Origin of the sequence: Mesorhizobium sp. M0514 (assembly GCF_040321145.1) — a bacterium.
GTDB lineage: Bacteria > Pseudomonadota > Alphaproteobacteria > Rhizobiales > Rhizobiaceae > Mesorhizobium.
On record NZ_JAMYQZ010000001.1, the window covers coordinates 1 to 18,832 of the forward strand.

The 18,832-nt window shown below is 61.5% G+C and carries 20 protein-coding genes and 2 pseudogenes; 13 read left to right on the forward strand and 9 right to left on the reverse strand.

Features of this window, described 5'->3' with window-relative positions:
* The first annotated feature begins 109 nt into the window (after nt 1-109).
* The 3 genes from NKI61_RS00005 to NKI61_RS00015 all read left to right on the forward strand — a co-directional run bounded on the left by NKI61_RS00005 (nt 110) and on the right by NKI61_RS00015 (nt 2,553).
* Nucleotides 110-277 carry a hypothetical protein gene (locus tag NKI61_RS00005; protein WP_352838617.1) on the forward strand — a complete coding sequence of 56 codons (168 nt, stop codon included), beginning with the start codon at nt 110-112 and terminating at the stop codon, nt 275-277.
* A gap of 981 nt (nt 278-1,258) precedes the next feature.
* Entirely contained in the window at nt 1,259-1,873 is a 615-nt protein-coding gene (locus tag NKI61_RS00010) for a hypothetical protein (protein WP_352838618.1), read from the forward strand.
* A 317-nt stretch (nt 1,874-2,190) separates the two neighbouring features.
* Nucleotides 2,191-2,553: a nuclear transport factor 2 family protein gene (locus NKI61_RS00015; protein WP_352838619.1), complete on the forward strand. Its 363-nt coding sequence runs from the start codon at nt 2,191-2,193 to the stop codon at nt 2,551-2,553.
* Nucleotides 2,554-2,696: 143 nt separating this feature from the next.
* Here NKI61_RS00015 and NKI61_RS00020 read toward each other — a convergent pair.
* Nucleotides 2,697-2,834 (reverse strand): annotated as a pseudogene (locus NKI61_RS00020) (DUF3072 domain-containing protein); the annotation flags it as partial.
* Between the two features lie 222 nt (nt 2,835-3,056).
* On the opposite strand from NKI61_RS00020, the gene NKI61_RS00025 reads away from it, so the two are divergent.
* From NKI61_RS00025 to NKI61_RS00040, 4 genes and pseudogenes are all read left to right on the forward strand, one after another.
* Nucleotides 3,057-3,974 carry an NADP-dependent oxidoreductase gene (locus NKI61_RS00025; RefSeq protein ID WP_352838620.1) on the forward strand — a complete coding sequence of 306 codons (918 nt, stop codon included), beginning with the start codon at nt 3,057-3,059 and terminating at the stop codon, nt 3,972-3,974.
* A 698-nt stretch (nt 3,975-4,672) separates the two neighbouring features.
* Nucleotides 4,673-4,903: a hypothetical protein gene (locus NKI61_RS00030; RefSeq protein WP_352519029.1), complete on the forward strand. Its 231-nt coding sequence runs from the start codon at nt 4,673-4,675 to the stop codon at nt 4,901-4,903.
* The gene (locus NKI61_RS00035; protein WP_023669677.1) at nt 4,903-5,145 is read left to right on the forward strand and encodes a DUF982 domain-containing protein; all 243 of its coding nucleotides are present in this window, start codon (nt 4,903-4,905) and stop codon (nt 5,143-5,145) included. The genes NKI61_RS00030 and NKI61_RS00035 overlap by 1 nt, the downstream gene beginning before the upstream one ends.
* Nucleotides 5,146-5,303: 158 nt before the next feature.
* Nucleotides 5,304-5,587: pseudogene (locus NKI61_RS00040) on the forward strand (PilZ domain-containing protein).
* 368 nt (nt 5,588-5,955) lie between these two features.
* On the opposite strand, the gene NKI61_RS00045 reads toward NKI61_RS00040, so the two are convergent.
* Complete coding sequence (locus tag NKI61_RS00045; protein ID WP_352838621.1) at nt 5,956-6,729, reverse strand: Crp/Fnr family transcriptional regulator; 774 nt, start codon at nt 6,727-6,729, stop codon at nt 5,956-5,958.
* A 491-nt stretch (nt 6,730-7,220) separates the two neighbouring features.
* Between NKI61_RS00045 and NKI61_RS00050 the strand changes: the two genes are divergently transcribed.
* Nucleotides 7,221-7,451, forward strand: a complete 231-nt coding sequence (locus NKI61_RS00050; RefSeq protein ID WP_352838622.1) for a patatin-like phospholipase domain-containing protein — start codon at nt 7,221-7,223, stop codon at nt 7,449-7,451.
* 593 nt (nt 7,452-8,044) lie between these two features.
* Here NKI61_RS00050 and NKI61_RS00055 read toward each other — a convergent pair.
* Nucleotides 8,045-8,644, reverse strand: coding sequence for an SOS response-associated peptidase (locus NKI61_RS00055; RefSeq protein ID WP_023834291.1), 600 nt, complete (start codon nt 8,642-8,644; stop codon nt 8,045-8,047).
* A 60-nt stretch (nt 8,645-8,704) separates the two neighbouring features.
* Entirely contained in the window at nt 8,705-8,968 is a 264-nt protein-coding gene (locus NKI61_RS00060) for a DUF982 domain-containing protein (protein ID WP_023834292.1), read from the reverse strand.
* A 190-nt stretch (nt 8,969-9,158) separates the two neighbouring features.
* On the opposite strand from NKI61_RS00060, the gene NKI61_RS00065 reads away from it, so the two are divergent.
* Nucleotides 9,159-9,617, forward strand: coding sequence for a hypothetical protein (locus tag NKI61_RS00065; protein ID WP_023669674.1), 459 nt, complete (start codon nt 9,159-9,161; stop codon nt 9,615-9,617).
* Nucleotides 9,618-9,706: 89 nt separating this feature from the next.
* On the opposite strand, the gene NKI61_RS00070 is transcribed toward NKI61_RS00065, so the two are convergent.
* Complete coding sequence (locus tag NKI61_RS00070; protein WP_023669673.1) at nt 9,707-9,916, reverse strand: DUF768 domain-containing protein; 210 nt, start codon at nt 9,914-9,916, stop codon at nt 9,707-9,709.
* Between the two features lie 28 nt (nt 9,917-9,944).
* Nucleotides 9,945-10,106 (reverse strand): hypothetical protein, encoded by a 162-nt coding sequence (locus NKI61_RS00075; protein WP_023669672.1) that lies wholly within the window; start codon nt 10,104-10,106, stop codon nt 9,945-9,947.
* A gap of 148 nt (nt 10,107-10,254) precedes the next feature.
* Here NKI61_RS00075 and NKI61_RS00080 point away from each other — a divergent pair, with 148 nt between their 5' ends.
* A complete protein-coding gene (locus NKI61_RS00080; RefSeq protein WP_023669671.1) occupies nt 10,255-11,007 on the forward strand; it encodes a pseudouridine synthase in 753 nt (250 codons plus the stop codon).
* 22 nt (nt 11,008-11,029) lie between these two features.
* Here the strand turns inward: NKI61_RS00080 and NKI61_RS00085 are convergent, their stop codons facing one another.
* Together NKI61_RS00085 and NKI61_RS00090 are read right to left on the reverse strand one after the other, a co-directional pair.
* Nucleotides 11,030-11,611: a histidine phosphatase family protein gene (locus NKI61_RS00085; RefSeq protein WP_023669670.1), complete on the reverse strand. Its 582-nt coding sequence runs from the start codon at nt 11,609-11,611 to the stop codon at nt 11,030-11,032.
* Nucleotides 11,612-11,746: 135 nt separating this feature from the next.
* Entirely contained in the window at nt 11,747-13,081 is a 1,335-nt protein-coding gene (locus NKI61_RS00090) for a dicarboxylate/amino acid:cation symporter (RefSeq protein WP_023669669.1), read from the reverse strand.
* 232 nt (nt 13,082-13,313) lie between these two features.
* Here NKI61_RS00090 and NKI61_RS00095 point away from each other — a divergent pair, with 232 nt between their 5' ends.
* The 3 genes from NKI61_RS00095 to NKI61_RS00105 all read left to right on the forward strand — a co-directional run bounded on the left by NKI61_RS00095 (nt 13,314) and on the right by NKI61_RS00105 (nt 17,052).
* The gene (locus NKI61_RS00095; RefSeq protein ID WP_352623843.1) at nt 13,314-15,173 is read left to right on the forward strand and encodes a sensor histidine kinase; all 1,860 of its coding nucleotides are present in this window, start codon (nt 13,314-13,316) and stop codon (nt 15,171-15,173) included.
* Nucleotides 15,170-16,519 carry a sigma-54-dependent transcriptional regulator gene (locus tag NKI61_RS00100; RefSeq protein WP_352513616.1) on the forward strand — a complete coding sequence of 450 codons (1,350 nt, stop codon included), beginning with the start codon at nt 15,170-15,172 and terminating at the stop codon, nt 16,517-16,519. The genes NKI61_RS00095 and NKI61_RS00100 overlap by 4 nt, the downstream gene beginning before the upstream one ends.
* 185 nt (nt 16,520-16,704) lie before the next feature.
* Nucleotides 16,705-17,052 carry a hypothetical protein gene (locus NKI61_RS00105; protein WP_032885862.1) on the forward strand — a complete coding sequence of 116 codons (348 nt, stop codon included), beginning with the start codon at nt 16,705-16,707 and terminating at the stop codon, nt 17,050-17,052.
* A gap of 17 nt (nt 17,053-17,069) precedes the next feature.
* Here NKI61_RS00105 and ggt read toward each other — a convergent pair whose 3' ends face one another.
* Nucleotides 17,070-18,809 carry a gamma-glutamyltransferase gene (gene ggt / locus NKI61_RS00110; protein ID WP_352838623.1) on the reverse strand — a complete coding sequence of 580 codons (1,740 nt, stop codon included), beginning with the start codon at nt 18,807-18,809 and terminating at the stop codon, nt 17,070-17,072.
* Nucleotides 18,810-18,832: the final 23 nt, after the last annotated feature.

Genomic DNA, 18,832 nt, shown 5'->3' on the forward strand with positions numbered 1-18,832 from the left:
TCCCCCGGCAAGGGCTCGCTGAACTGAATACGCCCGCCGGGCCCGATCATGCTGGACAGGATCTCGCGCCGCTGCTCCAGCGCCATGTCTGCAGATCATGGCCGTTAAGGTGAAGCAGATCAAAGGCAACAAAATACAAGTCGTGCTGCCGGCGGGTGATGGCTTTGCGCAGCGCTGCGAAGACCGAAAGGCCCTTGTCGTTCAGAACGACGATCTCGCCGTCGACAATGGCGCTTTCGGCACCAAGGCGCTTGGCGTCGCCTCCCCAAAAGCCTGAGCATGACGTTACGGCACTTTTAAATTAGCGCAAGCGAGTATTAGCTGTCTAGTCTCCTTCACATCGGCTCTGGTCGCCTCCCCCTTGCTGCCGCGCGTTGCCAAACCGGGAGCGCGATATGGTAGGATGGGCGCATGCCTGCTCATGACCGAGCGGCCGATGTTCATGGCTTGAGCTCGACGTGGCAGAGGGCTGCAACCGTCAAGTTTCCCAAGTCGTCGTGGCGATGAACGATCGCGTCGAGGATCGCTTACTAAGCGGCGTTTACTAGGTTCCGCTGGTCCAGCCCTACGCGATCACACCATAACCACGTCATGACAAATCAGCCATGGTATGGCGCGGCGGGCCTGTTCCGCTTGTGGCCGGCGCCTACCCACCCGGGTTCCCCAACCATGGCGTCGGCCATTTTCGTTCTCTCAGCTATTATAGGCCTTTGCTATCGGCCTATGTGTTGGCCTTGGATGGCGAGATCGCGGTTGGATCGCCTCGTTCGTTTGGATGTTTCGCTGGCGTTGGGAGGAGGCGCATATGTTCGCCAGCCGGCGGATACCACACCGCCCCACCGGTCAGGCCCAGCGCGCCCGCTGCAAAGTCCCGAAGACGGCTGCTGGGCCGCTGGCGGGCAGCGGCTACTTGCTGACGATCCAATCCACCAAGCCAGTTCGATCAGCTCGCACCCAGTCAAATCGCGCACCAGGGGGCCTTAGCTAAATCGCGCCATTGACACTCAGGCGCTCCGGTTTCCCTGAGTAGGCGTCGGAATGCAGAGCGGAGAACGTCGGCTTGAAACGCGGAGACGGCAACAGTAGACGGGTCGGCATCTTCCCAGCCTAGCGCCACGTCGCGACGACGTTGACGAAGGCGCTTCAGAAGCTCGCGTGAGGCTCGGATAGCCCTGCGCGACTGATCCATGTCCCGGCGAAATGTGGCGGGTTCCGCCATGGACTTCTGGCGCATCAGCAAGGTGGCCGTAGTGGCCGCTTGAGCGATATCTATGAGCTTTGCAACCATCGCAGCCTCCCTCAAAGCAATGGTAAACGCCACATTAATAAGCCCGCCGAAACTCTCTCTGCAATGAAAAGAGTTGTACGATTTTTACGAATTCCCGCACCTTCAGTGATGCCGGACCGCTGCTATCCTCGCTCTTGTTCTGTCATCGCAATGAAGGACGACATCTTCGAGCAGCCGTCGCACACCTGTTGCATGAAAAAAGCTGTAGGCGTTTATAGGTGCCCGGGGAATCCGCCGTTTGTTTGCGTTGTGGAGCGGGACAAAGCAGGTTTCCTCACTCAGGCTGCCTACCGTGAAGCGGGGCACAAGCCCGACTTCCACGCGTTGCCGTGGGAAGCTGAACACAGCGCCGTCAAAGAAAGGCAGGTGAACGGGACGGCGCTCGCTGAACGGGACGGCGCTCGAACGCGCCGGCTGCCTTCACGTTCACAACCGGCGCGCCGTGCGGCTTATCAGGCGCGCTCCATCGCAGAAGGGAAGGCATCAGCTGCAGCACTGCTGGCCTCTCCCCCACATGAAGGCTTGCGCGCATCGCTAGGCCACGGTGCCGATAAAGTTGTACTCGACCGGCAAGGGAGTTGGTGACTCGTACTCCGGACGCTTGCATTCGATCAAGCAGCCGCAACGCAAGGCCCTCGTTATTGAACAGAACGAGGCGGATGAAATGGTGAAGTCGCGTCAACCCATTGGGCGGCGACTCGTTTCGGAGTAGGGAACTTGCGACACACCTCAACTCGACCTGATCTTCTGGCGGCCTGTGGCGCGAGGCGTCGTCAGAAGTAACCGCGAAAGCAACAAATAAAACGGGCGCCAACTGGTCCGAATAACCGTTTGCCTGTTGTCAGCAAGGATCGGTCCCTCCATGCTCTGACCGCTGCAAACACTGGCGTGGAGAAGCCTCGATGTCACAGACCGATGAAAGTCTTATTACCGCTACCATCGAAGGCTACGTTTTGGCCATGTCCACCGGTGCCGAAGAAGGGCTGCGGGCAGCCTTCCACCCACGCGCATCAATCATCGGTAACTTCCAGGACGCGGTCGAATGGCTGAGTGTCGATGCCTATGTCGGCGAGGTGATGGGTGCGGGCTTGCCGCCGAACACCAGCCCCAACTGGACAGTCGCATGGCTCGACATTACGGGCGATGCAGCGACTGTGAAGGTTGAGGACGAGTTTGGAACCACAAGATTCACCGACTATCTTTCCCTGCTCAAGATCGCTGGAGAGTGGAAGATCGTTAGCAAACTCTACCACCTTCACCATTAGGACCGTCCAGATCACAGGCCAAATATCGCGAAACTGGCGACCTCCAACCTGTCGTAGGTCTCCCAGCGCCTTTAGAGCTTGAGCTCACTCCTTAGCGCGTCGATTCGCTTCGAGGCCTCGGCTTTGCTTAGATCTTCAGCTTAGCTTCTGTCGTCGCCCGCCTGCTCACATAATGTTTTCAAGTAGGAAGCTTGCGACGGAGTCATTGGCTCGTCACCAGTCGTCCATTCGTCAGGATCCTTGCTGATAGTTTCGTTTTTGGCTCGGGGTGAAGTTTGCATGACGCTCTCCGTGTTGGGAACGGCACAACGCATTTGATCTGCTTTTGTTCAATTGCGAGGGCATAGGTGTTCACGACTGCAAGTTTACCCGTGCTGGAAGAATACGGCGAAATTGCTTAGCTTCCGCTCGCGGTCGCCAACGATGAGCCGACGCCAACTCTGCGCGACATCGAAAGAACCTCCGCGCCCGCAATTTACCCCAACGGTGAGGAGAGAATCCCCATGAAAGCAATCGTAGCGACGGACCGGACTGCAGGAACGGCCGGGATGAAGTTGGTGGAGCTACCCGAGCCTCAAGCGGCAATTAACGACGTGGTCGTACAGGTTCGTGCGGCAGGATTCGTCAACACCGAACTGGAGTGGCCCTCGACGTGGGCCGACCGAGCCTTCCGTGACCGGACCTCTCCGATTCTCGGCCACGAACTGGCTGGTGTTGTCACTGCGCTCGGCTACGGCACCACGGGGCTTTCTATAGGTCAGCGGGTGTTCGGCCTCGCGGACTGGCATCGCGACGGCACCCTCGCCGAGTATGTTGCCATGGAGGCCCGTAACCTCGCGCCGCTGCCCGGCGATGTCGACTTTACGGTGGGCGCTAGCCTGCCGATCTCCGGCCTAACTGCATGGCAGGGGCTGTTCCAGCATGGCCGCATCAAGGCCGGGCAGAGCGTTCTCGCGCATGGCGCTGCCGGTGCCGTCGGTTCGATGGTGGCGCAGCTTGGCAGGGAGGCTGGAGCCTATGTGATCGGCACCGGGCGTGCTGTCGACCGCCAGAAAGCGCTCGACTTCGGTGCAAATGAATTCCTCGACCTCTCAAAAGACACCCTTGAAGATGTAGGCGGCGTCGATCTGGTGTTCGATGTCATCGGCGGCGATGTCCAAAAGCGATCCGCAACGCTCGTCCGGGCCGGAGGAACGCTTGTGACAGTCGTCGGACCAACGGATATACGACCTGCAGACGGCCTGGCGGTTGACTTCGTCGTCGAGGCTGATCGAGCCCAGCTTTCTGAGATAGTGCAGCGGATCCGGGATGGACGACTGCGGACGAACATCGGCAAGGTTTCGAGCTTGGGTGATGCCATCGGGACCTTCAACTCAACGGACCGACGCGCGGGGAAGACGGTTGTCCGCGTTCGTCCGTGAGAACTTGGGAGAGGAGGCGGCTCCTCTCTCCTCGTGGTCGCGTCAGGCAGCTGACACGGTGGGGCGCAAATAAGCGCCTGTCGCGGGATGTAGCCATTGTAAGCCGGGCGAGGAAGCGGCGTCGTCCATCGCAACCCGATGAGCTGGTTTACCAAACAGAGGAGGTCGAATGCTCTATGTGTTGAAAGGCCGCGATGGGGCTCTGCAAGAGTGATACGATTGCCGTCAGGGTCTGCGATCTGGGCAATCTTTCCGTAATCACCCTCCGATTCACGTGTGAGCATCACGCCACTTTCTTCAAGCGACCTCCGGGCTTTGTCCATTTTGGGGACCACAATAGTCAGCCTGCCGGACCCAGCATTTTCCTTATCATGGAAGATTTGCAAGTTCGCGCCTGCGACGTTGCGCCATTGGATCAACCCGTCCATGGGACGATCATCAGGCCTCCGCTCGAAAAGCCGGGTATAGAACTCCTCCGCTTTGTCCATCCTTGCCGTGGCGAGCACGGCGTAAATTCCTTGGATTTACATTCACATGCCTCGTGCAAATTGATTCCACCAATAAATGGGCAAAGGGCGGGTCCCGTTCCGAAATGCGGTGTTTGCGGCAACCTAGTTTGTACGTTTCCGGCTCTTGCCTTTTTCGGAAGTTGCACCACAGAATAGCTGATTGAGGTTCTATCTCTCTGGGAGGATGGGATGGACATTCAAGCACCTGTTCGGCCTGCACAGCGAACGGCCAAGGAGTTGGTTCGCGAGGTCCTGTTGGGTTCTCAACCGGGCAATATAATTTCCGTGAAGGCGACCATTGCAGCGGTGCGCGAGCGCGGCCATGATCTTCGTGAGACTGACTGCCAGTTGGTCGAAATGATCGTCAATTCAGCCTCCGTTTGGGGACTGTTCATCGCCTTTGACGTTCGAGAGGCTTGATGCCCCACCGCTGGTTCAACCCTCCGGTTTATGTGAAGACTGAGCGCCCGGGGCTTCGCCTTGGTGTCAACCGAGTTGATGCCGCGGCCGAGGAGCTTCTAAAGTGGTCCAATCGTGGCCCCAAGTGGCGGCTGGCGGCCGAGGCTTGCCTATCTGCGATGGATGGCAAAATGCCAGGTAATGACTTCCGGCTGCTGTTCGAAGCCGCGGCTGATGAAGAGGAGATGCTGCTGCCGGATTGACACCGCTGGACGGGACCATTCGGGTCTGTTCGCGTCGGTTGGCGAATTCACCAGCGCAACGGGCATCTATGCCGTCCGGCTACCGAGCGACGCCCCAGATGGACAGTTGTTCGCCGGTGGGCGTACCATAGGCCCGGGGGTTGACCGATGGAGGTCACATGGTTGATGAAGAGCATCGCCGCGAACGCGGCAGCGGGTGCTGAAAGGCGCCTCAATCATCAGCGGAATTACAAACTCCGAGATCAGTTGCACCATTCGGAACCAAAACAGTGGCGGAGCTGAGCTCAAAGTCCCGGTGGAATCGCGTGTCCCTGAGCGGTTCGTGCTTTACGTGCCGACCGACGGCGTTGCCTACCAAGCAGTCCTGCGGTGGCGCAGGAACGACCGAATTGGGGTTCAATTTATAGGAACGTTGCCAAAGCCGCGTCTCCACTATGGCTAGGCAGCGCCGGTGCATTGGCTTGCGAAATTTGGACACTATCCGGCGCTCCGCACGTGTTTCAGGGCAGTCGTACTTTAGAGGTCACCCCCCGGCGAACCTTCGTTTCAGGTCGACATGGTCAGAAGGCTGAAGATCACGGGAATATTCCTCGTCCAGATAGTTAGCCAGACGCCCACGCGCTGCGGGGGTACCCAGTGAAGACGTCAAACACCGTCCAGCTTTCGGCGGGTTCCTTCCTCAGCTCGTAGCTTTGGGAAGCCATGCCGTCACTAGGTAAGTCTGCGGTCCAGTTCTCAAGCAGCGATCGACATCGTGTGGGAGTGCATGTTCTTGAGCAGATTCGGTTTCAAGTATCGCGAGGGGTTGGCTCAGCGGCTGGTGAGCGACCCAGCAGGCTCAGAACCGGCACCCGTTTGCGCAGCCCTTTGGTGCAGATAGGTAGAGTCAAAATCTGCGGCGCGAACGAGCCCTGCCCAGTCGCTCGCCTGAAAACGCGACCCGACGGTGGATATCAGACCATCGCGTCTAAGGTCCTGGAGCACTCGGTTCACGTGCACGGTGGAGAGGCCAACTGCGTCGCCAAGTGCAGCCTGCGTTATGGGGAGATAGGCCACATGATCTTCAATGCGACCTACCGAGCGAAGGCGGACAATGAGTTCGCAAAAAATGTGAGCGATACGAGAGTAGGCGTCGCGCCTTCCGACGTTGGTGACCCACTCTCGATAGATCGCCGCATCGATCACAGTGGAGCGCCAAAACACTCTCGTTATGGAAGGGTGCTGGTCGCATATAGTGCGAAGAGCGTCGTGCCGCATGAAGCCCACCCGAGCGGGCATGAGAGGGGTGAAAGTGCAATCCATGACCGACAAATGCAGACCATGCAGGTCGGGAATGTCGCCCGGAACAAAAAAGGAGGAGATCTGACGCTTGCCCTCCCCGGTTAGTGTGGTCGACCCTATCAAGCCGTCAAGAACGACGAAGGAAAGGCTCGGCTTGTCGCCCTCGCGCAGAATGTCTTCGTTGGCCTGATATTCCTTCTCCTGAATCGGGATGTTCCCCAGAATGCCAATATCTGATTGTGCGAGTTCCGAGATGGTCTGGAGCTTGCGTATCAAGATGTTGAAAGACGGACTATGTGCCATCAAGAACCTGTTCGGGTTTTTGCTCCCAACTTTTAGTTAGCGCTAATGTTCCCGCTGCCCAGAGGAGACGACGGCCAATGGTCAGTGCGTCGACGATGGCGGGCGGGGCTGGGGGTTCAGCTGTCCTCAATCCTTTTCGCCTGCCGCACCCTGTTCGAAACGGCCGGATCACAACCTGCTTTCCACCGGATTAACGAATGCTATTGCGCGCCAGGAACCTTAAGAGTTCGCAGCCGTTCAACTGTTGGGGCGCTCGAAGCAGGCTTTCAATGTCATCGGGTTCCGTGCTGATCGTGGAGACGTCGAGAACTCTCTCCGGGAGGCCGGGTTCGAGGTGATCGCCGGCTTAAAGGGCCTTGAAGCGATTGCGACTTTCGATCGTGAGCCGGAGCGAGTTGCGGCTCTCCTGACAGATATAGACTTGGGGACGGCCCAAGCGGGTGGGATGTGGCCCGGCACCTCCGAAGCGCCGATCCTACTATGCCAGTTATATGACAGCGTTGGTCGATGCCATGGCCTGCTACGCAATTGACCGACATCAAATCGACATCCTGTCTCTCGGCTGCGTTGAATCGGACAAGGGCCAAATCCCCAAGGGCGGTATCTGGCACTGGCGCGAGATCATTTCTGCCGCCATGCGCCTGCAAAGCCAGAATGCACTGGGCCAAGCTGGGCTGCTGGAGGACGAGACCGTCTACTACGCGTCGACGGAGCACCTATGAAGTCTAATCCGATCGACCTCGACGACTACACCCGGTCCGCCGCAGAGCTACCTGTTATTGCTGCCTCACTGGTCAAGCAACATGAGGAACGGCTGGCGGCGCTTTTCGCTGCGCCGCGTCCACCCTACAAAGCGGTGTATGGGCCAAGGCCTCAGGACCCGTAATAGCCACCTGTTCTTCGCACGATGTCGGCTTTCAGAAACCGCCTAAAGCGATCCCGATATTGGGCGCAATGGCCATCCGTTCTGATTAAGTCGTCTTGGCCAGCCGTGGTCTTCAATCGGCCCCGCATGATGAGGTATGATCAAGAAGGATGTAGACTAAACCGGAAGAGACAAGGTGCAGGTGCAAGCATTGAGAGAAATAGCAGGAACCGAACCAATCCACAGGAATATTTTGTTGGTATTTATGTTGGTAGCAGATGCGGCTAACATTCCCCTAAGCATCTGAAAGCAAAAAGCGATTTTCTTCACTTGAATTCCGCCTCTGGGCACCAGTTTTCTCTGAACATCAAGGGCTTGACTTCCTGGCGCCGCACCGACGGATTCCTGATTTCGGCCTGCCGGCTGTGCCGGCAAGCCTGCGCAACCGAGTTATGAACTTTCGGGGCGCACGGTCTCCACGCGCAGCGAGCCGGCTGGAAGCGGCTGCAGCAGTTCGGCTTCCGGCTTGGTCAGACTGAGCCAAGCCGCCCAATCGCCGGGCCGAAGCACCACGACCTGCCGACTGTGATAGGGCGCAATATCCGGTCCAGGCTCGGTTGTCAGCATGGTGAAGGTTGGCGGCTTGTTGCCGGCAGCTTCACGCCAAAGCCCTGCGATGGCCATGAACGGCGAGCCGTTGAGCGTGAAGCGATGCTTTGCCTTCGGATACTTCGTGCCCGTGAACTCGAAGAAGGCGGATGCCGGCACGAGGCAGCGTTTGCTGCCGGCGAATTGCCGGCCTTCGGAGCGGAAGTTGAACACTGGTCCGCCTTTCGGGCCGGCCGGCGGAAATCCAAACGTCATCGACGTCAGTTCAACAACGCCAGTGTCGCCGGCGGCGCGCATGATCGGGGCTGGATCGTTGATATGGATGTCATCAACCCGCGGCAGTTCAAGTTCGGTCTGATGGGTCGGGATCTCGAGTGCCAGCGACTCCAGCATCCGGCAATATTCAGCCCAGAGAATATGCTGCTCATAGTCGTTGCACATGGAAGGCTCCCGACCGGTCTGCCAGTTTACCTCACGCCAAACAAAGAGGCGATGGACCGCTCAACCCTCGCGGTCGCGCTCGAGCAGTATATCGGGCTCGATCGCCGCGTTGACGAAGGCGGCGCGGGCATAGCGCGCCTCTTGAAGGCCTTCCAGAACGCCAAGGCAGGCTTTACGGGCGGCGACGTGATAGCCGCCTGTCTTCACGGGCCATCGGTTCATGAGGATGTCAGCGGCCTGCGCGACACGCTCCACCTTGTAGATCGTGTTTCTGGACCTGCCAAGCGCCACGCGAACCGGCTCATCGAAATGCTGATCTTGCATGCTTCCCCTCCCGAACGCGATCGCGAGTCAATTCGGGGGAGGCAAGTTCGGTTCCACGGGAGCGATTTGCCAACGCAATAAACCCGCCCAATGAAATCACTTTGCGCCCATCGGCCAAATGGCGGATTCGCTTTGCTTGGTGATCCCCTCCACCTAGGGCAAACTGCCTGCCGGGGCTGCAGGAGGAGAAATGCGAGCACGCGCAGCTACGATCGGCGATCTCGAAAGTGTCTTCCGTGATCTGTCCACGCGGATGTCGGACGAGTATGTGGCCGCCGGCAAGGACAGCAAGGTCGCCTACGACAATCTGATGATGAATTTGAAGGAAGGCCGAGCGCACGCGCTGGTCGAGGGCGACAAGACGGTGGCGATCGTCGCCTGGCACGAGAACAGCGACGCCGCCGACACGCTGTTTGCCGCGCAGGAGGGTTTCTTCAGCGCCGCGACGGTCCGCTTCTGCAGGCGCCACATCCGCCACATTCAGGCGCTGGCCGGCAACCTTCCCATCCACTCGCGCAGCTGGCTGCAGCGGGCCGACGTCGGCAAATGGTTCCGTGTCATCGGTTATGTCGAACGCGGCCGAGAGAACGGCGCCACTGTGTTCGAATTGCCGCCGGCACGGGGAGCGTCAGCTGCGCGGGCTGCCTAGGGCTGCGCACCCACGGATGCCATCACGGAAAAGCCCCCGCCAGGATGGCGATGGGCCAATATCGCCTGCAATGGGCTCATATCGGGGGCTCAGATATCGGGCTGATCCAGCGCCTCGAAAATCACCCGTTCCAGCGGACCGAGATCCTCTTCGATCTCGCTGACCTCAAGGCCTAAATGCCGAGCATCCAGGGCAGCTCGCGTGGTTAGGGTTCGAGCCGTTGCCTTGTCGGCAGGCAGTTCGCCCGGCAGGTGCTCGTGGATCCAGCCCTGCAGGAAATCAACGCCGCGCTCGCTCATCGATTTATCCCTTCCCTTATCTGGGGGATCATTCCCCCAGAATGACCCCAGAAGCGACGATCTGAGCCGTCAGGCTGGTGAGCCTGCCTCGCTTCACGAGCGTCGGCTTTTGGTAGATTTTCTTCATGGCGGTGCCTTTCGCGACAAATCGCTCGTCGGCAACAACGTCCGTCGCGGGGCAGCGTTCCATGGCGGGCTGTTGAGCCCGACCCCCTGACACATCGTATTTGAGAACAGCCCCGCTCCCGCGACCCGTGATGTTGATGCCGCGGCAGGTTGCGAAGCCAATGCGGGGCGTGGCATTTGTCGATGCCGATCATTGGGATGGCAAGCAGGACATGGCACGGCCACCAGACATCGCCCGACACCAGGCCGCCAAGGCAGGCGTTAGCCTGAACCGGGCGCTTTCCAAACTCGGCCTGTGTTCGCGCAAGCAGGCCGAGCTGCTGATAGCCGAAGGGCGCGTGCGGGTTGGCGGCAAGGTGGTGCGCGATCCGTCGCTGCGTGTCGATCTCGGCCGCGACCGCATCGCTGTCGACGGCGAGCAGATCGTCGGCGAGGCAAAAGTCTACCTGATGATCAATAAGCCGCGCGGACAGGTCACCACGCGCGATGACCCGCAGGATCGTGGCACCGTCTATGACTGCCTGGTGGAACTGGAGTTGCCTTTCGTGTCGCCGGTCGGCCGCCTCGACAAGGCCAGCGAAGGCCTGTTGCTGATGACCAACGACACGCGCTGGGCCAACCGCCTGCTCGATCCGGCCTCGCATGTCGCCAAGACCTATCATGTCCAGATCGGCACCGCGCCCGACGAAGCGATGCTGGCGCGCTTTCGCGACGGAGCGATCGTCGACGGCGAACTGCTGACCGCAAGTTCGATCGAACTGCTGCGCAGCGGCGGCCGCACTGCCTGGCTGGAAATCGTGCTCGACGAGGGCCGCAACCGCCAGATCCGCCGCCTGCTCGGGGCATTCGATATCGAGGTGCTGAGGCTGGTTCGGGTGGCGATCGGCGGTTTGCAGCTCGGCGAACTCGCCAAGGGCAAGGCGCGGCATCTGACATCGGAGGAATTGGCGGTGCTCGCGCGTTAAGAGGCAGGCTTGCCGCGAAACCCTACTTCTGGTTCCACCTGCGTATCACCGGCTCGCTCAGATCGTGCTCATAGCCGAGGATGCTGAGGCTCGCGGTATCAAGTACGAAGTGCGCACCGCCTTCGGGTGGCAGACCGAGCCAGCGCGCGGCCAGCACGCGCAGGAAATGCGAGCTTGAAAACACCAGCACATTGCCCTCGATTGCCCGCAGCCCGGCGATGATCCTGTCGGCCCTGGCGCCAACATCCGCTACCGACTCGCCGTCGGGACAGCCGTCACGGAACAATTGCCAGCCGGGGCGCTGCACAACAATCTCCTTGGTCTTAACGCCCTCATAGGCGCCATAGTCCCATTCCTGCAGGTCGTCCTTCTTGACGGCAGCAGCGCCGAAGCCGGCAAGCGTGCAGGTGCTGAAGGCGCGCTGCGACGGGCTCGACCACACCGCCTGGAAGGACAGATCCTTGAGCCGGTCTGCCACGCCGCGAGCTGCCGCCTCGCCCTTTGCCGTCAACGGTATGTCGGTGCGGCCGGTGTGTTTTCCCGAAGCGCTCCACTCCGTCTCGCCGTGACGGACGAGGTAGATTTCGGGGTACGGATTGCTCATGCGCCGGCCTTTCGGTTTTACGTCCGCACCCTACCCGGGAGGGCCCGGCCAGCGCCAGCCACGTGCAGGCGGAAAAGGAAAGGCCGCAACCGAATCGGCTGCGGCCTTGTGCTCAAACGTCAGTGCCCGGAGCGGTCAAGCGGGCTGCAGATCGCCCGACAGCGCCAGGTCGGCTTCCTCGGACAATGTGCCGGCCATGGCGGCGGCGAACTTGGTCTGGTCGAGTTCGCCTTCCCAGCGCGCCACAACGATCGTCGCCACTGCATTGCCGACGAAGTTGGTCAGCGCCCGGCATTCCGACATGAAGCGGTCGACCCCTAGGATCAGCGCCATGCCGGCAACGGGTACCGTAGGCACGACAGAGAGCGTGGCGGCCAGCGTGATAAAGCCGGCGCCGGTGATGCCGGCGGCACCCTTGGAGCTCAGCATGGCAACCAGCAGCAGCAGAATCTGGTCGCCATAGGTGAGCGGCGTATCGGTCGCCTGGGCGATGAACAGCGCCGCCAGCGTCATGTAGATGTTGGTGCCGTCGAGGTTGAAGGAATAGCCGGTCGGGATGACCAGGCCGACCACCGAGCGGTTGCAGCCGGCGCGCTCCATCTTGGCCATCAGGCCGGGAAGAGCGGCTTCCGAGGACGAGGTGCCGAGCACCAGCAGCAGCTCTTCCTTGATGTAGCGGATCAAGGCGAGGATCGAGAAGCCGTTGTACCAAGCGACAGCGCCGAGCACGACCAGCACGAAGAGCAGCGACGTCAGGTAGAAGGTGCCGATCAGAAAGGCGAGGTTGGCAATCGCGCCGATGCCGTATTTGCCGACGGTGAAGGCCATGGCGCCGAAGGCGCCGATGGGGGCGGCCTTCATCAGGATGGCGACCAGGCGGAAGATAGGCGAGGTCAGCGCCTGCAGGAAATCGACGACCGGGCGGCCGCGCTCGCCGACCAGAGCGAGAGAGATGCCGAACAGCACCGAGAAGAACAGCACCTGCAGGATGTCGCCTTGCGCGAAGGCGCCGGTGATGGTGTCGGGGATGATGTTGAGCAGGAAGCCGACGATGGTCGTGTCATGCGCCTTCTCGGTGAAGGTGGCGACCTTCGAGGGGTCGAGCGTCGCCGCATTGATGTGCATGCCGGCGCCCGGTTGGACGACGTTGGAGACGACCATGCCGACGACCAGCGCCAGGGTCGAAAAGACCAGGAAATAGATCATCGCCTTGCCGGCGACGCGGCCAACCTTTTTCAGGTCGGAGACGCCGGCAATGCCTGTGGTCACCGTCAGGAAGATGACCGGCGCGATCACCATCTTGACCAGCTTGATGAAGGCATCGCCGAGCGGCTTCAGCGAAGCACCGAGTTCGGGATAGAAATGACCGAGCAGGATGCCGGCGGCGATCGCCGTCAGGACCTGCACATAGAGATGACGGTAAAAGGGTAGCTTGCCGCGCGGTTCGGCGGCAGCGAATGCTGGCTGCATGACGTCCTCCATGGCGCCCCGATCGAAAGCTCGACCTCCCGGGGCAGTTGTTTTCCGCAGCCTTGCGACTGCTGTATCGGTGATTGCAACTGCCGTGCCAGACTGTGCGGCATTACCGCAGCCATTGATTTTGTTGGGTATTCGACCGATCGAGGCTGATGCCGCTCAACCTCAAGTGCGGACATCCGCATGATTGAATTGTGCTTTGTGCGAAATTATGCACAAATAGGGAATGTTGCAACGCCCTGCCGCGGTCCTGTCGCCGACGCCCGAGCAACTCGGCAAAAGCGCGCGTCGCGCCTGGCTGCTGTTTGCGGCGATCGCGCTGGTGATCGTGGTAACGGCGCTCACCGGCGCCGGCCTTTATGCGCGCCGCGCCGAGGTCGCGGCACTGGCGGCGCAAGGCCGCACCGATGCCAATCTGAAGGTTGCGCTGCTGCGCGCCGTGCTGGAAAGCCCGCGGGCGTTGCCGCTGCTCTTGTCCGAGGACCAGCAGGTGCACGACGCCCTGCAGAACAAGGGCGCTGTCACGATCGACGTGCTCAACCGCAAGCTCGAAGGGCTGGTCTCCGGCACCAAGGCTTCGGTGCTTTACGTCACCGGCGTCGACGGGTTTGCGATCGCCTCCAGCAACTGGCGCGAAACAACCAGCTTCGTCGGCAACGACTACGGTTTCCGCGCCTATTTCTCCGGCGCCATGCAATCCGGAACGGCCGAATATTTTGCGCTGGGCAACACCAGCAAGCGCCCCGGCCTCTACATTTCGCGGCGCGTCGGCAATGCGGCGGCGCCGCTCGGCGTCGTCGTCGTCAAGATGGAATTCGACCAGCTTGAAGCCGACTGGCATGAGGCCAACCGGCCGGCCTATGTCAGCGACGACCACGGCGTCGTGCTGATCACCAGCGTGCCGTCCTGGCGCTTCATGACCACCGCGCCGCTGGCCGGCCCGGTGGCTGCCGCCATCCGGAGCAGCCAGCAATTCGGCAACGCGCCGCTGATCCCCTTGCCGATCACACGCCCCGAGGCATTGAGCCCTGACGTGTCGATGGTGCATGCGATAACACCGGGCGGCAGCGATGCCGAATATCTCAGGCTTTCGACACTGGTCCAATCGACGCCATGGCGGCTCGATTATCTCGTGCCGGTCGAAGCGCCGATCGCGGCTGCGGTGCGTGAGATGCGGCTGCTGGCGCTGGGCGTCATGGTGCCGTTGCTGGCGCTGGCCGGCTATCTCCTGTGGCGCCGTCAGTCGGCGCAGATGCGCATCGCCGCCGAACAGGCGGCGCGCATCGAACTCGAGCGCCGCGTCGTCGAGCGTACGCATGACCTCAGCCTGGCGCGCGACCGGCTGCAGGCCGAGATCACCGATCATCGCAGCACCGAAGCCAAGCTGCAGGTCATGCAGCAGGAACTGGTGCAGGCGAACCGTCTTGCGACCCTCGGCCAGGTTGCCGCCGGCGTCGCGCATGAGATCAACCAGCCGGTGGCAACGATCCGCGCCTATGCCGACAATGCGCGTGTGTTCCTGGAGCGCAAGCAGACCGCCTCGGCCGAGAAGAACCTTGGCGCGATTGCCGCGCTGACCGAGCGCATCGGCGGCATCACCGAAGAGTTGAAGGTCTTTGCCCGCAAGGGGCGCACGGCAGCCGAACCGGTCGAACTGCGCGGCGTCGTCGAGGGCGCCGTGGTGCTGCTCAGAAGCCGCTTTGCCGGCCGGCTGGACGCGCTCGATATCACGCTGCCGCCGGTAACGCTCAAGGTGATGGGCAACCGGCTGCGGCTCGAACAGGTGCTGATCAACCTGTTCCAGAATGCGCTGGAAGCGCTGGACGGCCGCGACGGCGCCAGGGTGGAGGTTTCGGCCCAGGAGACGGCCGACGGCGTGGCGCTTGCCGTCGCCGACAATGGGCCGGGCATTTCGCCTGCCATCCTCAAGTCATTGTTCACGCCGTTCAACACCTCGAAGGAAAAAGGCCTCGGGCTCGGCCTCGTCATCTCGCAGGACATCGTCGCCGACTATGGCGGACGCATCGAGGTGGCGAGCGGCAGAGACGGCACGCGCTTCACCGTTCACCTCGCCAGGGCAGCATGATGGACACCGCACCGGTCGTATTGATCGACGACGACAGCGAATTGCTGAGGGCCACGCGGCAGACGCTGGAACTCGCTGGTTTTTCCGTCTCGGCCTTTGCGGTGGCGAACGAGGCGCTGGCCGGGCTCGACGCCAATTTTCCCGGCGTGGTGGTGTCCGACATCCGCATGCCCGGCATTGACGGCCTTCAGCTCTTCGACCGCGTCTTGCAGCTCGATGCCGACATTCCGGTCATCCTGGTCACCGGGCATGGCGACATCGCGGTTGCGGTCAAGGCGATCAAGGATGGCGCCTACGACTTCATCACCAAGCCCTTCGCCGCCGACCGGCTGGCGCAAAGTGTGGCACGGGCGGCGGAAAAGCGCCGGCTGGTGATGGAGAACCGCGCCTTGCGCAAAAGCGCCGAACAGGCGCAGGACGGCCTGCCGCTGATCGGGCAGACGCCGGCGATGGAGCGATTGCGCCGGACGCTGCGGCAAATCGCCGATACCGATGTCGACGTTCTGGTGACCGGCGAGACCGGCTCCGGCAAGGAGGTGGTGGCGAGCCTGCTGCATCGCTGGAGCCGCCGCGCTAGGGGCAATTTCGTGGCGCTGAATTGCGGCACGCTGCCGGACACGGTGATCGAAAGCGAACTGTTCGGCCATGAGGCCGGCGCCTTCACCGGCGCACAGAAGAAGCGCATCGGCCGCATCGAGCATTCGAGCGGCGGCACGCTGTTTCTCGACGAGATCGAAAGCATGCCGGCCTCGACCCAGGTGCAGATGCTGCGGGTGCTGGAAATGCGCGAGGTGACGCCGCTCGGCACCAATGAAATCCGCCCGGTCGACCTGCGCGTCGTCGCCGCCGCCAAGGTCGATCTCGGCGATGCCAGCCGGCGCGGCGCCTTCCGCGAGGATCTCTACTACCGGCTCAATGTGGTGACGATCTCGATCCCGCCGCTGCGCGAACGCCGCGACGACGTCGCCCTGCTGTTCTTCTACTTCGCCGAGCGTGCAGCCGCCCGCTTCCGCCGGCAAATGCCAGCCGTGCCTGCCTCAGTGCACCGCCATCTGAGCCAGCACGACTGGCCGGGCAATGTGCGTGAACTCGCGCATTTCGCGGAGCGTTTCGTGCTGGGACTGGAGGAAGCGGCGCAAGCGCCACCTGCCGCATCGGCGGTGCCGGATGACGCCAGTTCATTGCCGGAACGGCTGGAACGCTATGAGGCCGATGTCATCCGCGAGGCACTTGGCCGCAATGACGGCGATGTCCGGCGCACGATCGAAGCGCTCGGCATTCCGCGCAAGACCTTCTACGACAAGCTGCAGCGGCACGGCATCGTGCGCAGCGATTTTTCCAGGTAATTCATTTTCCAGGTAATTCAGGCCTGTGGAACCGAAAGCAGGGTAGATATTGTGAACCGGCGCAAAAAAACCGTGGCAAGTCGGCATCAGAAAGTGTTGAAGACCGCATCGGCGGCCTTCGGCACGGCGCGATCCGGTTGCGCTCGGCAGATGTTGATGATTTGTTGCCGGTCAGCGGAGAATGAATGATGCGAGAACCTGTCGGTCAAGATGAATATGGATCGACCAACCCGTTCGATCCGGACGATCTGACGAATTTGAACGCGATCGGCCCGGCCATGGGCGGCGGCAACGACTTCGAGAAATACGCCGTTGCCGTGATCATCGTCTTCGGCGCGCTGATCATTGGTGGGCTGATGGCCGCTTCCATGACCTTTGGTCACCGCAACGGCTTCCTGTTTGCGCTTGGCGGCGCAACCGCGGCCTGGATATCGGGCAATGCGCTGCTCCTCGACCGTCCCCGCATCTACGCGGCGTTCGTCGTGATCGCGGCGCTGATGCTCGTCGGGTCGACGCTTACGCTCGTCCTCTGATCAATCTCTTGTTTTGATCAGTAGCCAATCGCCTCGCCGGATGCGGCGCGGCTGTCGATGGCGCCGTTGTAACGGGCGCCGCCGCCCTTCTCGATTTCCGCCAGGCTCTTGCCGCCGACAAGAATGCCGGCAGCCTGACCCCAGGTAGAATCCGCGAGATCGAGGTGGTAGCCCATGCCGGCCAGCAGTTTTTCAGCGTCGGGCGACAGGCCGAACGGTTCGACATAGATCGTGTCGGGCAGCCATTGATGGTGGATGCGCGATGCGTCGATCGCCTCCTGGATGTTCATGCCGTGGTCGATGACGTTGACGATGGCTTCCAGCGTGATGGTGATGATGCGCGAGCCGCCGGGGCTGCCGATAACCATGAACGGCTTGCCGTCCTTGGCGACGATGGTCGGGCTCATCGATGACAGCGGCGTCTTCTTCGGCTGGATGGCATTGGCCTCTCCCTGCACGAGACCGTAGAGGTTGGGCACGCCAGGCTTCTGGGTGAAATCATCCATCTCGTTGTTGAGCAGGATGCCGCTTCCGTCCGCGACCACGCCGGCGCCGAACGAGCCGTTCAGCGTATAAGTGACCGCGACCGCATTGCCGTCATCGTCGATGATTGAATAGTGCGTCGTTTCCTTCGACTCGCCGAAGCCCTTCGGCATCAAATCCTGCGAGACGCCGGCGCGGAACGGGTCGATCTTGTCGCGGATCTCCTTGGCGTAACCCTTGTCGAGCAGTTTCGAGACCGGATTGTCGACGAAATCGGGATCGCCGAGCGCCGAGTTGCGGTCCACATAGGCGTAACGCATCGCCTCGACCATGACATGCACCGTCTCGGCCGAGCCCGCGCCGAGATAGGACAGCGGGTAGCCCTCCAGCACGTTGAGGATTTCACAGATGATGACGCCGCCCGAGCTTGGCGGCGGCGAAGAGACGATCTCGTAACCGCGATAGGTGCAGCTCACCGGTTGCAGCTCGCGTACCTTATATTGCTCGAAGTCTGCCTTGGCCAGAATGCCGCCCCTGGCGCCGCTCGCCTTGACGATGGTGTCGGCGATGGCGCCTTTGTAGAAGGCGTCGGCGCCTTTTTCGGAGATGGCGGCGAGCGAGGCTGCAAGATCGGGCTGGAGGAGACGCTCGCCGGCGCCATAGGGTTTGCCGTCCGGCTTCAGGAAGATGGCGGCGGCGGCAGGGTCCTTCGCCAGTCGTGCGGCATTGCTTGCGAATGAAGCGGCGTCACCCTGGTCGAGGATGAAGCCATCCTTGGCATAGGCAATTGCCGGCGCCATTAAATCCTGGCGTGGCAGCGTGCCATATTTTTCGCGAGCCATCTCGAAGCCGGCGACGGAGCCAGGCACGCCGACCGCGAGATAGCCGTCGAGGCTGGCGCCCTTCACCGGATTGCCGTCCTTGTCGAGATACATGGTCTTGGTTGCCGCCAGCGGCGCGCGCTCGCGGAAATCGAGGAAGGTCGATTTGCCGTCCTTGAAGCGGATGGTCATGAACCCGCCACCGCCGATATTGCCGGCATTGGGGTAGACGACGGCGAGCGCATAGCCGACGGCGACCGCCGCATCGACGGCATTGCCGCCCTTCTTCAGCACCTCGACGCCGGCTTCCGACGCCAGATGCTGGGCGGTGACGACCATGCCGTGCTCGCCCTTCGCCGGTTGAGGCGAGGCGGAATGGAGCGCGCCGGATGGCGCGAGCGCAATTGCGAGCGAAAGGGTGACGCCAATCAGCGTCCGGCGGGTCAAGGGCATGGCGGTGCTCCAAGTGCGGTGTG